The sequence below is a fragment of the Nonomuraea sp. B5E05 genome, assembly GCF_039880665.1.
Taxonomy (GTDB): Bacteria; Actinomycetota; Actinomycetes; order Streptosporangiales; family Streptosporangiaceae; genus Nonomuraea.
In genome coordinates this window covers 111149-124730 of record NZ_JBDPMJ010000002.1, presented here as the reverse complement: position 1 = coordinate 124730, position 13582 = coordinate 111149, and the positions used below count along the sequence as shown (strand labels likewise).

Annotated in this window: 13 protein-coding genes; 3 read left to right on the top strand and 10 right to left on the bottom strand. The window is 69.6% G+C overall.

Features of this window, described 5'->3' with window-relative positions; genetic code table 11:
- Nucleotides 1-12: 12 nt before the first annotated feature.
- On the bottom strand, nucleotides 13-1218 hold the full coding sequence (locus ABGB01_RS04010) for an FAD-dependent oxidoreductase (RefSeq protein ID WP_347770396.1): 1206 nt from the start codon (nucleotides 1216-1218) through the stop codon (nucleotides 13-15).
- 171 nt (nucleotides 1219-1389) lie between these two features.
- Here ABGB01_RS04010 and ABGB01_RS04005 point away from each other — a divergent pair, with 171 nt between their 5' ends.
- Entirely contained in the window at nucleotides 1390-2184 is a 795-nt protein-coding gene (locus tag ABGB01_RS04005; RefSeq protein WP_347770394.1) for an anti-sigma factor, read from the top strand.
- A 150-nt stretch (nucleotides 2185-2334) separates the two neighbouring features.
- On the opposite strand, the gene ABGB01_RS04000 is transcribed toward ABGB01_RS04005, so the two are convergent.
- Genes ABGB01_RS04000 through ABGB01_RS03975 form a run of 6 tightly spaced genes read right to left on the bottom strand, consistent with a single transcriptional unit; the run spans nucleotide 2335 to nucleotide 8895 of the window.
- Nucleotides 2335-3312 (bottom strand): aminoglycoside phosphotransferase family protein, encoded by a 978-nt coding sequence (locus ABGB01_RS04000; RefSeq protein ID WP_347770392.1) that lies wholly within the window; start codon nucleotides 3310-3312, stop codon nucleotides 2335-2337.
- Between the two features lie 16 nt (nucleotides 3313-3328).
- Nucleotides 3329-4327 carry a LacI family DNA-binding transcriptional regulator gene (locus ABGB01_RS03995; RefSeq protein WP_347770390.1) on the bottom strand — a complete coding sequence of 333 codons (999 nt, stop codon included), beginning with the start codon at nucleotides 4325-4327 and terminating at the stop codon, nucleotides 3329-3331.
- Nucleotides 4308-5717: a GH1 family beta-glucosidase gene (locus ABGB01_RS03990; RefSeq protein WP_347770388.1), complete on the bottom strand. Its 1410-nt coding sequence runs from the start codon at nucleotides 5715-5717 to the stop codon at nucleotides 4308-4310. The genes ABGB01_RS03995 and ABGB01_RS03990 overlap by 20 nt, the downstream gene beginning before the upstream one ends.
- Complete coding sequence (locus ABGB01_RS03985; RefSeq protein WP_347770386.1) at nucleotides 5714-6544, bottom strand: carbohydrate ABC transporter permease; 831 nt, start codon at nucleotides 6542-6544, stop codon at nucleotides 5714-5716. Before ABGB01_RS03985 ends, ABGB01_RS03990 begins: the two co-directional genes overlap by 4 nt.
- Entirely contained in the window at nucleotides 6541-7497 is a 957-nt protein-coding gene (locus ABGB01_RS03980) for a sugar ABC transporter permease (protein ID WP_347770384.1), read from the bottom strand. Before ABGB01_RS03980 ends, ABGB01_RS03985 begins: the two co-directional genes overlap by 4 nt.
- 57 nt (nucleotides 7498-7554) lie before the next feature.
- The gene (locus ABGB01_RS03975) at nucleotides 7555-8895 is read right to left on the bottom strand and encodes an extracellular solute-binding protein (RefSeq protein WP_347770382.1); all 1341 of its coding nucleotides are present in this window, start codon (nucleotides 8893-8895) and stop codon (nucleotides 7555-7557) included.
- 577 nt (nucleotides 8896-9472) lie between these two features.
- Between ABGB01_RS03975 and ABGB01_RS03970 the strand changes: the two genes are divergently transcribed.
- Nucleotides 9473-10414 (top strand): RNA polymerase sigma-70 factor, encoded by a 942-nt coding sequence (locus ABGB01_RS03970; protein WP_347770380.1) that lies wholly within the window; start codon nucleotides 9473-9475, stop codon nucleotides 10412-10414.
- A gap of 130 nt (nucleotides 10415-10544) precedes the next feature.
- A complete protein-coding gene (locus tag ABGB01_RS03965) occupies nucleotides 10545-10892 on the top strand; it encodes a hypothetical protein (protein WP_347770378.1) in 348 nt (115 codons plus the stop codon).
- A gap of 11 nt (nucleotides 10893-10903) precedes the next feature.
- Here ABGB01_RS03965 and ABGB01_RS03960 read toward each other — a convergent pair whose 3' ends face one another.
- From ABGB01_RS03960 to ABGB01_RS03950, 3 genes are read right to left on the bottom strand one after another with little or no spacing between them, the layout of a single operon-like run.
- A complete protein-coding gene (locus ABGB01_RS03960) occupies nucleotides 10904-12097 on the bottom strand; it encodes an FAD-dependent oxidoreductase (RefSeq protein ID WP_347770376.1) in 1194 nt (397 codons plus the stop codon).
- A complete protein-coding gene (locus ABGB01_RS03955) occupies nucleotides 12097-12297 on the bottom strand; it encodes a ferredoxin (protein ID WP_347771232.1) in 201 nt (66 codons plus the stop codon). Before ABGB01_RS03955 ends, ABGB01_RS03960 begins: the two co-directional genes overlap by 1 nt.
- A 17-nt stretch (nucleotides 12298-12314) precedes the next feature.
- Complete coding sequence (locus tag ABGB01_RS03950) at nucleotides 12315-13409, bottom strand: cytochrome P450 (RefSeq protein ID WP_347770374.1); 1095 nt, start codon at nucleotides 13407-13409, stop codon at nucleotides 12315-12317.
- Nucleotides 13410-13582: the final 173 nt, after the last annotated feature.

Here is a 13582-nt window from a genome sequence, read left to right as displayed (position 1 = left end):
CCGGATATGGGCTCACAGCGGCGGGCTTTCCCTGACGTACACGTGCTCGGGACGCACCCCGAGCCCGATGAAACGCGGGATCATCCGGTTGACCAGCGGGACCTTCGTCAGGTCCGTGGGCAGCCCCGACGGGTCGAACCGGCGCGACAGGGCCGGGCGGATCACCAGGTTCTGGACCAGCCTCTGGGCCGCCTGCGTGACCCTGGTCGGCGCCATCCGCCTCCTCTGCACCAGGTGCAGCGTCGGCTCGGGGATGGGCGCGCCGGACCTGAGCGAGCCGGCCAGCAGGTTGGCGGCGGCGACCGCGTCCTGGACGGCCAGGTTGATGCCCACCCCGAACACCGGCGACATGGCGTGCGCGGCGTCCCCGATGCACAGCAGCCCGGGCCGGTGCCAGCGGCGCAGCCGGTTGAGCTTGACCGTGAGCACGCTCACGTCGTCGTAGCCGCCGATCCCGCCGGTCCGGTCGGCCAGCCACGGCAGCAGCCTGGCCACCGGCTCGCGCAGCGCGTCGATGCCACCGCTCACGAGCGCGGAGTATCCGCCCTTGGGAATCAGGTACGCCAGCTGCCAGTAGGTCTCCCGGTTGATCGCGACCATCATGTTGCCGCTCGAGATCCGCAGGAACGTGTCGTCACGATCCCCGTCGTTCCTGGGCAGCGCGAACCACACCACGTCCATGGGCGCCTTGAGATCCCCGGGCACGAGCCCGGCCCGCTCGCGCAGCGTCGAGGAACGCCCGTCGGCGGCCACGGTCAGGGCGGCCCTGATCTCGTGCTCACCGGACGCGTCCCGATAGCGGAGCCCGCGCACGGCGTCGCCCTCGCGGACCAGGTCGTACGCCTCGGCGTTCATCAGCAGCCGGAAGTTCGGATATCTGCCGGCCGCCGACGTGACGAGGTTGAGGAACTCCCACTGCGGGACGAACGCGATGTACCCGTACTTGCCCGGCAGACCGCGCAGGCTCGCCAGCCTGATCTCGCCGGTGTCGGTGACGATGCCGACCTCGTACGCCTTCCTGTGCGGGAGCCGCAGGAACTCCCGCGCCAGCCCCAGCTCGTCGAGCACCTGCAGGGTCGACGGGTGGATGGTGTCGCCCCTGAAGTCGCGCAGGAAGTCGCCGTGCTTCTCCAGCAGCGTCACCTCGACGCCCGCCCTGGCCAGCACCAGCGCGAGGACCGCGCCCGCCGGCCCGCCGCCCGCTATCACGCATCCCATGAGTCATCACCCGGTGAAGCGAAAGAGCCGGGGCCGTGGGCATCCGACATGCCCCAGCAGCCGAAGTACATGCGTGAGCCGCCTCTCTCACAGGGGAGTGGACATTGACTTCCTTCCCACGCCTGCAGGCGGGACATTCCCGGCCCGGGATCTCCAGCGAAGGAGGAACCGATGGACGACGACCTCCACGCCCTGTCCGGCGCCTACGCCGTGCACGCGCTGCCGTACGCCGAGGAGGTTCTGTTCGAGGACCACCTGCGCGCGTGCCCCGGATGCGCGGCCGAGGTGCGGCAGCTGCGTGAAACGGCCGCCTGGCTGGCGGAGGCGGCGGCCGAACCCCCACCCGCCACCCTGCGCACCCGCCTGCTGACCGCCGCCCGCCGCCGCACCGGCCTGCCGGAGGGCCGTCGTGCCGCGCCGCTGGAGGATCGTCGCACCGGGCCGCGTGAGCGCCGCCGTACCGGTTCGCGGGAGGGTCCTCATACCGGTCCGCCGGGCGGGTCGCGGCGCTCGAAGGTGGTGACGGGACTGGCGGCGGTGTCCGCTGCGGCCGCGGCGGCGCTCGGGGCGGTGGCCGTCGACGCCCGCCGCGACCTCGGCGACCTGACCGCCAGGACAGGGGAGGTCGCCGCCGTGCTGGCCGCGCCCGACGTCCGGACGGTGCGCCTGCCGGTCTCCACCGGCGGCACCGGCACGGTGGTGGTCTCCCGCTCCGCGGGACGGATGGTGTTCACCTCGTCGGGGCTGCGGGACCTGCCCGACTCCCACGACTACGAGCTGTGGCTGACGGGACCGGAAGGCGCACGCCCCGCCGGGCTGCTCGACCGGGCGGCCGGCGGGGTGACCGTGCCCGTGGTGGCCCTGCTGGAGGGCGGGCGGCGGGTGGCGCTCACCGTCGAGCCCGCGGGCGGCTCCGAGAAGCCCACCACGCGCCCCATCATGGTGGCCCGCCTGCCCAACGCCTGAACGTGCCCGCCGCAGACCCGCTGCCCACGCCCCCGGCCCGCCCGCGCGCCCGATGGCGTCCCACGCCGAGCCGCGCGCCCAACGGCATCTCATGCCGCCCGCGCGTCCGGTGGCGCGCCACCGGACGCGCGGGCGGGCCGGGCGTTGGCGTCAGCCGCGGGAGAGGCGGTGCAGGACGACGTCCAGGGCGGACAGCGAGCGGTCGCGGACCCTGGCGTACTCCTCCTCCGGATATTGCCGGGGCCCGTTCTCGACCAGCAGGATCAGGTAGAGGTAGGCGCGGTAGAGGTCGAGCCGGGTCAGCGCCGAGGGGGTGAGCTCCAGCGGCGTCACCTCGCGGTATCCGGCCAGCAGCGGATCGTCCTCGCGCAGCTCCCCGAAGATCGTCGGGGTGACGAACTCGGCGATCGGGTCGCCCCAGAAGGCTCGCTCGTGGTCGATGATGGCCTGGATCCTGGGCGGGCCGCTCAGGTCGAGGAAGACGTTGCCCGCCCACACGTCGAAGTGCACCAGCCGGGGTGTCGTCACCTCGCCGAGCACCGGCGAGGCGGCCTCGAACACGCCCATGAGCTCGGCCGCCGGGCGCGGCAGCGGGGTGGGATAACGTTCGGTGTCGCCGAGCAGCGCGGCCACCATCGCCAGGAACGCCTCGCGCCACGTGGCCCCCACGATGCCGGCGTGCGGGTAGCCGAACACCTCGCCCGTCACCGTGTTGAACCTGGCCAGGTGGCGGCCCAGCTCCCTGCGCAGGGCGTCTTCGCCGTCGGGCTTGACGTCGTTCCACGACACGCCGTCGAGGGCGCTCAGCATCAGGTAGTCGCCGCCGAGCACCGGGTCGTCGAAGCCGGCCCGCAGCAGCGACGGCACCGGGACGCCCGCCTTGAGGGCGTGCTCGTAGGCGGCGGCCTCCATGCGCAGCAGGTTGCGTTCGTAGCTGAGCTGGTCGAGCTCGGGCGGCGGCGACAGCTTGAGCACCACCTCGCGGCCGTCGTCGAGCGCGAGCCGCCAGACCGCGTTGGCGAAGCCGTCGGTCAGCTCGGTCGCGGACGCGACGCCCGCGCCCAGCGCGCGCCGGGCCAGCGCGTCGAGCTCGGCCGCGGATAACCGGCGCTTCGTCCTGCTGTCCACGGGAACCCCCTTCCCCTCAGGCGGACTCCCTGCGTACCAGGTGCGTGTCGAGGATCACGACGGGCTGGCGCAGTTCCTCGCCGTTGATGCGGGCGACGAGCAGCCGGGCCATCTGCCGGCCCATGGCCTCGGTCGGCTGGTGGACGGTGGTCAGCGGCGGGTCGGCGCTGAGCGCGGCCTTGGAGTCGTCGAACCCGATCACGGCCACGTCGCCGGGGATCGCCTTGCCCGCGGCCTTGAGCACGCGCATCGCGCCCAGCGCCATCGGGTCGGACGCGGCGAAGACCGCGTCGAGCTCGGGATGCGTCCGCAGCAGCTCGGCCATCGCGACGGCCCCGCTCTGCTCGGAGAAGTCGCCATAGGACACCAGCTCCGGCAGGCCCGAGGGCAGCAGCGCGTCGCGGTAGCCGGAGAGCCGGTCGACGCCCACGCCCATGTCCTGCGGGCCGGCGATCGTGGCGATCGCGCGACGGCCGAGGCTCAGCAGGTGTTTGACCGCCTGCCGGGCCCCGGCCCTGTTGTCCATGTCGACGTAGCTGTAGGGGTCGAGGCCGACGGGCCGGCCACCGAGCACGGTGGGCACGCCCATCGCCTCCAGCCGGCCCGGCAGCGGATCGGCGCCGTGCAGCGACAGGAGCAGCACGCCGTCGACGTGCTGCCCCGTCAGGTAGTTTTCGAGCCGCTCGTGTTCCTCCGGCGACCTGGCCATGGCCAGGATCAGCTGCAGGCCGGTCTCGGCCAGCGCCGAGCCGATGCCGCGGATGGTGCCCGCGAAATACGGCTCGTCGAAGACGCGCAACTGCGACTCGGACACCACCAGGGCCACGGTGTCCGTACGGCGCGTCACCAGCGCCCGCGCCGCGCGGTTGGGCACGTAGCCCAGCTCGCGGATGGCCAGCTCAACGGCCTCGCGGGCTTTGGCGCTGACGTTCGGCGAGCCGTTGATGACTCTCGACACCGTGCCCCGGCCAACCCCGGCCCGAGCAGCGACTGCCTCAAGAGTCGGTCGGTTCATGTCGCCTATTGTGCCGGATGATCTCCGAGTACCAGAGCGCGCTGTCCTTGGGCAGCCGTTCCATGGTCTCGTAGTCCACCCGAACCAGGCCGAACCGCTTGCCGTACCCCCAGGCCCACTCGAAGTTGTCCATGAGCGACCAGGCGAAATAGCCCTCCAGGGGCACGCCGGCGTCGATGGCCTGCTTGCAGGCGCCGAGGTGCGCCTCGACGTACGCCCGCCGCTCATGGTCGTGCACGCGGCCGTTGTCGAGCACGTCGTCGAAGGCGGCGCCGTTCTCAGCGATCACCATCGGGATGGCGGGGTAGTCGCGTGCCACCCTGGTGAGCACCTCGACCAGGCCCGACTCGTCGATCTCCCAGCCCATCGCCGTCACCGGACGGCCGCCGTTGACGAACGACACGTGCTCGCTGCCGACCCACGGCGACCCCGTGTCCGTGGGGGCCGCGGCCGCCGACTGGGCGCCGCCGGGCGCTCCCGAGACCGTGAAGCGGCTGTAGTAGTTGATGAGCAGCACGTCGATGGGCGCGTTGATGATCTTCATGTCGCCGTCCTGGACGCAGTCCATCTCGACGGGCAGGTCGGCCAGCACGTCCTCCGGATAGCTGCCCAGCAGCATGGCGTCCAGGAAGAACCGGTTCTGCAGGCCGTCGATGCGCCGGACCGCGTCGTGGTCCTCGGCGCTGCCGGTGGCGGGCGTGACCGCGTACAGGTTCACGCTGCCGCCGACGCGCCGGGCGCCCATCGCCTGCACGGCCAGGCCGTGCGCCAGGTTGAGGTGGTGCGCGCCCCTGATCGCGTTCTCCGGCTCGCGCCTGCCCGGAGCGTGCTCGCCGGAGGCGTAACCGAGGAACGCGGCGCACCACGGCTCGTTGACGGTGCTGAACGTGTGCACGTGGTCCTTCAGCGCCTCGTGCACCGTCGCCGCGTAGTCGGCGAAGCAGTAGGCGACGTCGCGGTTGGGCCAGCCGCCCTTGTCCTCCAGCTCCTGGGGAAGGTCCCAGTGGTAGAGGGTCAGCCAGGGGTCGATGCCGTGCTCGCGCAGCTCGTCGGTGAGCCGCTTGTAGAAGTCGAGGCCCTTCTGGTTGACCCTGCCGGTGCCGGTCGGCTGGATGCGGGGCCAGGAGACGGAGAAGCGGTAGGCCGACAGGCCCAGCTCCGCCATGACGGCGACGTCTTCCTTGTACCGGTGGTAGTGGTCGATGGCCACGTCCGCGTTGTGCCCGTTGAGCACCCGTCCCGGCTTCCTGGTGAAGGTGTCCCAGATGGACCGCCCCCGCCCGTCCTCCGCGACGGCCCCCTCGATCTGGTACGCCGAGGTCGCCGCGCCCCACGCGAAGCCCGCGGGGAAGCGCAGCCCGGTACGCGTCTGTTCCTCTTGTGTCGTCACGCCTTGACCGCACCTTCCATGAGTCCGCCGACGATTTGGCGGCCGAATGCGACGAATACCGCGATGAGCGGGATGATGGACAGCGCCGTCCCCGCGAAGATCAACGAGTACTCCGTGGAGAACCTCGCGTTGAGCGAGTTGATCGCGATCTGCACGGTCGGGTTGTCCTGGTTGAGCACGATCAGTGGCCACATGTAGTCGTTCCACATGAGCATGAACGTGTTGATGCCGAGCACGGCCATGCCGGGCCGGACCGCGGGCAGCACGACGTTCCACCAGATGCGCAGCGTGGCGGCGCCGTCCACGCGGGCCGCCTCGACCAGCTCCATGGGCACGGACTGCCGCGTGTACTGCGTCATCAGGAAGACGCCGAACCCGTTGAGCAGGTACGGCAGGATGACCGCCTTGAGCGTGCCCGTCCACTCCAGGCTCACCATGAGCCGGTAGAGCGGGACCACGCCCATCTGCTGCAGCGGCACCGCCATCGTCAGCAGTACGAGCAGCAGCAGCGCGTTGCGCCCCTTGAAGTTCAGGTTGGCGAACGCGAAGCCGGCCAGCGTCGAGATGATGATGACCGAGATGGTGACGACGCTCGCCACGATGAACGAGTTCGTCAGGCCGGCCACGAACTTGGCCTCGGGGTGGTTGAGCACCGCGATGATGTTCTGCCCCAGGTTCCCGCCCGGCAGGAACTTCGGCGGCGAGGCCACCGCGTCGGAGTTCGTCCGCGAGGCGATGACCAGCATCCAGTACAGCGGGAAGGCCGACAGGAAGATGGCCAGCCCGAGCAGGACCCTCGTGAGAACGGACGGTTTCCAGATGGTCATCGCGTGCCCCCGATCCTGCGCACGAACAGGAAGTTGATCGCCGCTCCGATGAGGATCAGCAGGAACAGCAGCCAGGCGGCCGCGGAGGCGTAGCCGTAGTCGAACTCGCGGAAGGCCTCCTTGTAGACGAACATGGCCACCGTCTGGAACTGGCCCTGCGAACCGCCGTCGGGGTTGCCGTTGTAGAACGTCATCGGCTCCGAGAACAACGTCAGGCCGCCGATCGTGGAGTTGAGCACCACGAAGATCATGGTGGGGCGCAACATCGGCAGCGTGATCTGCCAGAACTGCCTGCGCTGCGAGGCGCCGTCGATGGAGGCGGCCTCGTACAGGTCGCGCGGGATCGTCTGCATGCCGGCCAGGAAGATGATCGCGTTGTAGCCGGTCCAGCGCCAGTCGACCATGGTGGCGATGGCGATCCACGACGGAACCCGCTCGGCCCGCCAGTTCGTGTTGTCCACCCCGAACATGCCGAGCAGCCAGTTGACCAGGCCCCAGTCGCGGGCGAACAACTGCGTGAACACCACCGCGACCGCGACGACCGACGTGACGAGCGGCAGCAGCACGCTCATGCGGATCGCCAGCCGGAAGCGCATGCGCTTGTTCAGCGCGTTGGCGAGGAACAGGGCCAGCAACATCTGGGGGACGGTGGCGATGACGAACATGGCCACCGTGTTCGCCGTGGCGCGCCAGAAGTCGTCGTCGCCCAGCAGCGCGGTGTAGTTGCCCAGCCCGGCCCACTCGGTGGTGCCGGTCAGGTCGTAGTCGTACAGCGAGTAGTAGAGCGTGAACGCCAGCGGGAAGAGCCCGAAGGCGGCGAACAGGAGAAAGTACGGGGACACCAGCGCGTACGGCATCGCCTTGACGTCCAGGCGGGAACGCCAGCGGCGGCCGGGCGGACGGGCGCGGCGAGGGTTGCTCCGCCTCGCCCGTGGAAGGGTGTCGATGCTCATAACAGACCTTTCACGGCAACGTGCCCGGCCCGCCGGGGGGCGGGCCGGGCGGGGAGATCAGCCCGCGGCCTTGACCGCGTCGTCGACCAGTTGCTGCCAGGCCTTGCCGTACGGGACGGAGCCGTCGTCCATGCCCTGGATGACCGCCTCGGTGGCGTTCTTGACCTGGGCGTGCTTCACGCCGAGGAAGACCGGCTGGAGGCTGGCGGCGGACTTGGCGAAGATCTCACCGATGGGGGCGTCGTTGAAGTACTCGTTCTTCGCGCCCTGCACCGCCGGGTCCTGCTGGGCCTTGGTGTTGCTCGGCATGTTGCCGAAGTCGGTGAAGACGCTCGCCTGGGTCTGCGCCTGCGTCAGGTAGTCGGCGACCATGGCCGCTTCCTTCGGGTGCTTCGACTGCTTGGGCACGGCCAGCCAGGAGCCGCCCCAGTTGCCGCCGCCACCGGGCACCGCGGCCACGTCCCACTTGCCCTTGCCGTCGTCGCCGGCGTTGCCGCTGACCGCGCCGAGCATCCAGGACGGGCAGCCCAGCGTGGCGAACGCGCCCTTCTGGGTGCCCGTCGCCCACTCGTCGGTGAAGTTGCGCAGCTTGGCGGTCAGGCCCTGCTGGCTCAGCTTCTGCACGAAGTCGAAGGCCGTCCTGACCGCCGGGTTCTTGTCGACGATCAGGTTGTTGTCCTTGTCGAAGTAGGAGACGTTGCCGTTCTTGGCCGCCTCCTGGTAGAGCACCACCTGGTACAGCGTGTTGGTGCCGTCGGCCCACTTGGTGTCCTTGACCTTCGACTGGAACCGCTTGCCGACCTCAAGATATTCGTCCCACGTGGGCCACAGCGCGCTGACCTCGTCACGGTCGGTCGGCAGCCCGGCCTTCTCGAACAGGTCCTTGCGGTAGCACAGGCTCATGCCGCCGATGTCGGTGCCCAGGGCGAACAGCTTGCCGTCGGCGGTGACGCCGTTCTCCCACTTCCACGCGGGGAAGTCGGCCTTGCGCGACTCGAGGCCGTGCTCCTTCAGGTCGGCCCACCACTCGGTGCGCGCCTTGGCCAGGCCCATGCCGCCCTCGTCGATGCCGACCACGTCGCCCGCGCCGCTGCCGGCCTGCAGCCACTGGATCATCTGAGGCCAGTACTGCTGCTCGAACTGGTCGGTCAGGTTCTCGTGCTGGATCTGGATGTCCTTGTGCTCGGCGTTCCACTTCTCGACGGCGTTCTTGTAGCCGAAGTTGGTGCCGCCGCCGAACGTCTGCACGCGGATGGTGACCGGTCCCGCCGGGGCGGACGAGGCCGGCGAGCCGCTCGACTCGGAAGTGCCGCCGGAGCCGCACGACGCCACGGCCAGCGCGACCGCGGCCAGGGCCGAGGCCGCGGCGAGACCGCCGCGACGCTTGCTGATCATCATGGTGGACCCCTTCTCGGGTGAATGTGTGGGGAGAGCACCGCGGCCTCGCGTTCCACCGCGGTGGGAGTCTTTGGGAGCGCTCCCACAAAGGGTGCACTTGCCCGCTCTGTGCGTCAATCCCGCGAAACGCAACCGTTACCAATGGTGCGGTTTATCACTGTGTAACCGGATTTATGGCGTTAAACCTCGCAAAGAGCTGATTGGGAGCGCTCCCACCACAAGAGACATCTTTTGTGTCGCATCAAGGGCATGTCTCCAGCGCGTCATCAGGACGATCTAGTGCGGCCTCGACGAAGTTACGGCCGAGGCCTCGGGACGAACCAGAGCTTGCTCCCTTTTCGGCGGCGGTGGCGGTGGCGCGGCGGTCACCCCGCAACGGGGGCCGAGGCGACCAACTCGGGCAGTGGTGTGCCGCGCGCATCGTCCGCACGGCGTCCTGACCGCGGCGTCGGCGCCCGGACTTTGTGACAGTGCGGGCACGTGACGTGTGTCACCGGTCTCGGGTGTCACACAGTGGTGGGCTCCGGCGCCTTGTGCATAGAGCAGGAATCGCGGGTGAGCGGGCGAGGAGTCAGGTATGGACGAGCGCAGGGATGCGGTGACGGGCGCGGCCGAGCCGGTGGCCGGTGGTGGTCGGATGGGTCCGGCGACCGAGGTGTTCCTGGCCCATCGCAATCTGCTGTTCACCGTCGCCTACGAGATGCTCGGCTCGGCGGCCGACGCCGAGGACGCGCTGCAGGAGACCTGGCTGCGGTGGGTCAAGGTCGACCTGGGGCAGGTGTCCGACCAGCGTGCCTACCTGGTGCGGGTCGTCACCCGGCGCTCGCTGGACCGGCTGCGCACCATGAGGCGCCGCAAGGAGGACTACGTCGGCTCCTGGTTGCCTGAGCCGCTGCTCACCGCGCCGGACGTGGCCGAGGACGTCGAACTCGCCGAGAGCGTGTCGATGGCGCTGATGCTTGTTATGGAAACGCTGTCGCCGACCGAACGCGCCGTCTTCGTGCTGCGCGAGGTCTTCGGTGTCAGTCACGAGGAGATCGCGGCCGCCGTCGGCAAGACGCCGGTGACCGTCCGGCAGATCGCGCACCGGGCCCGCCGGCACGTCGATGCCCGGCGGCCTCGCGAGGTGGTCTCCCCGAGCCAGACCCGGGCGGCTCTGGAGTCGTTCCAGCGCGCGTTGGAAACCAGGGACCTGCAGGGCCTGCTCGACGTGCTCGCCCCGCAGGTCGTTCTGGTGAGTGACGGCGGCGGCGTCAAGCAGGCCGCGCCGCAGCCGATCACCGGCGCGGACAAGGTGGCCCGCATGATCGTCAACGGCCTCGGCAAAGCCCGGATCGCGCTCACCAGCGAGCCCACCCTGGTCAACGGCAACCCGGCACTCCTGCTCCGCGTGGACGACGAGATCGACGGCGTCATCGCGGTCCGGGTCGAGGACGCCCGCATCACCGGCCTCTACTACGTCCGCAACCCGCAGAAGCTGACCCGCATCGCATCCGAGACCCCGCTCACCCTGCGATGAACACCAACGACGAGCCGGCTGACCAGACACCGTGTGCGGCTTCATCCCGCAGCAGCCCCGAACCACATCAGCCAGATCTTCCACCCGGAGGTCCTTCAGGACGAACGGGCTTACCGGCGAACCCACCGGCGTGGAACTGCCGGTCGAGCGGGACTGCCCGTTCAACCCGCCGACCGCCTACGAACGGCTGCGCGAGCATGCGCCGATCAGCAAGGTCCACCTGACCAGCGGCGGCGAGGCATGGTGGGTGTCCCGGCAGGAGGAGGCCCGTGCCGTCCTCGCCGACCCCCGCGGGGACCCGGCGGCGTTCAAAGACCCGGCCGAACTGGATATCGAGAGCGGAGCCCGCCGGCCCGTCTGCCATCGGCCCGTGGCGCATTCCCGGCCCGCCGCCAGCAGCCTTCCAGGACCTCCTGGACCTCCTGGACCTCCCCAGGGGGTCCCCGGGTGCAAGTCCTGGCAAGCCGCCAGCGGCTGACGGAGACGGAGTCAAGCTACATGCGAGCCCTGGCCGGGGAACTCGGCCTTCTCGACGATCAGGCGGCGGGCTTCCCGCAGTTGCTTCGGCATGCCGGCCCCGACGGCGCCGACCACCCGGCCGTCGCGGCCGTACAGCGCCACGAATTTGCGCTCGGAAAGATCGCCGTGCCGCACCACGAGGTCGCAGGATTCGTCGAAATGGCCCCAGACCTGCAATTTCAGGTCGTACTGGTCGGTCCAGAAGTACGGGACGCTTGCGAAGGGACGTCGGTCCGCCGGCGCCGCCAGCAGATTGGTCGCGGCGGCACGCGCGTGCTCGGCGGCGCTGGTGCGGTGTTCCACCCGCATCCGGGTGCCGAACAGCGGGTTGAACCAGCTCGCCACGTCCCCGGCCGCGTACACATCGGGCCCCACCGCGCAGTACTCGTCGGAGTCGAGGCGCCCGTCGCTCAGCAACCCGCTGCCGGCCAGCCAGCCGGTGTTGGGGATCGCGCCGATGCCGACGACCACCACATCGGCGGGTAACCGCTCACCGGTGTCCAGCACCACGCCGGCCACCGCGCCCTGCTCGGAGAGCAACGAGGAAACGCCGGTGCCGCAACGCAGGTCCACCCCCCTGTCGACATGCAGTGCGGCCAGCAGCTCCGAAACGGACTTGCCGAGCGCCCGCACCATCGGCGCGGCGGCCGGATCGACCATGGTGACCGACAGGCCGATGTCGCGAGCCACCGCGGCGGCCTCGGCGCCGATGAACCCGGCACCGATGACCACCATTCGCGATTCCGGTCGCATCCGCGGTCGCAGTGCCAGCGCGTCGTCCAGAGTGCGCAGATAGTGGACGCCGGCCAGGTCGCCGCCGTGCAGCCGCCGTGGGGCCGCACCGGTGGCGATGATCAAGCCGTCGTAATCGACCGGCTCGCCTTCAGCCAGCGCGACCTCCCGCCGGTGCGGATCCAGCCCGGTCGCGGTGGCGCCCAACCGCAGGTTCAGGTCCAGCTCTGTCAGCTGTTCGGCGCTGCGCAGCCGCAGCCGTTCCGGCTCCCACTGGCCCGAGAGCAGTTGCTTGGACAGTGGCGGCCGGTCATAGGGCAGATGGGGTTCGCTGCCCAACAGGGTGATCCGGCCGGTGAAGCCGCGTTGTCGCAGGGCGTCCGCGGCACTGATGCCCGCCGCGGACGCGCCCACGATGACGATCTTGTCCACTAGGGTGATCCCTCGATCGAGATCGCCCGTCCTGGGCACACCAGGGTTGCCTCCCGGACGGATTCGTGGTGCTCCGCATCAGCGTACGGATGCAACAGAACCGCGATCCCGTCCTCCTCTCGCTGATCGAAGAGCTCAGGGGCGGCAAGCACGCATTGGCCGGCGCCGCAGCATTTTTCCTCGTCCAATGTGATCTTCATCATGGCCTGTCTTTCGGTTACCAGGTCACCGGCAGCCGGTGGATGCCGTAGACGAGCGCGTCGCTCTTGAACGGCAGGCGCTCGACGGGGTCCGCCAGCGCCAGGTCCGGGATCCGTGCGAACAACGTGTTCAGCACGATCTCCAGCTCCAGCCGGGCCAGGTTCTGTCCGAGGCACTGGTGGATCCCGAAACCGAAGGCCAGGTGGTGCCGTGCACCGCGATCGACGTCGATCTGATCCGGCCGCGCGAACACGTCCGGGTCGTGGCTGGCGGCCGCGGCCGCCACGATGACGCCGTCGCCGGCGCGGAAGGTGATGCCGCCGAGTTCGAAATCCTCGACGACCACCCGGGACGTGGCGTTGTCGACGATGGAGTGGAACCGCAGCAGCTCTTCGACCAGCTGCGGGGTCTGCTCGGGCCGCTCCCGCAACCCGGCCAGCAGTTCCGGATCGTCCAGAAGCGAGGCCACGCTCAGCGAGATCATGTTGGCGGTGGTCTCGTGACCGCCGACCAGCAGCAGCAGCCCGATTCCGGTCATGGTCTCGCGGTCATAGGCGTCGATGTCGCGGTATTTGTCGATCAGCCGACTCAGCAGGTCATCGCCCGGCTCGGCCTCCTTGCCCGCGACCAGGTCGTTGATGTACCGGCGCAACCACAGTGCGGCGTCACGTCGCTGCTCGCCTGTCGAGTTGCGACTGAGAATGATCTTGGTTCTGCTCTGGAACTGGCCGCGGTCACTGTAGGGCACTCCCAGCAGCTCGCAGATCACCAGGGACGGCACCGGCAGCGACAAGGCCTCCACCAGGTCGGCCGGCCGCGGTCCGGCCAGCATCTCGTCGATGGATCGGTCGGTGATCCGCTGGATCTCCGGCCGCATCTGCCTGACCCGCTTGACGGTGAACTCATTGGTGATCATGCGCCGGTGCTGGGAGTGCTCCGGGGGGTCCATGGCGACGATCGTGCCCTTCAGTGGCACCGAGGCCACCCCGGGAACCAGCTGCGGAAAACCGGGGTTCGCGCGGTTGGAGCTGATCTTGTCACTGGACAGGAACTCCCGCGCGAAGGCGTGCCCGGTGATCAGCCACGCTTGCTTGCCGTCCTGCAGGGTCACCCGCGAAATCGCTGCCTCCTGTCTGACTTGCGCGTACTGCGGCGGCGGACCGAACGGGCAGGAGCGGGGCATCGGGAATGCCGGAGGAGTCTGAGTGGCGGAACTGGTCATGATGTCACCTCTCGAAATAAGAAACCCTTGGTTCCTTAATCCCAGGCTAGGCTCGGCGATGA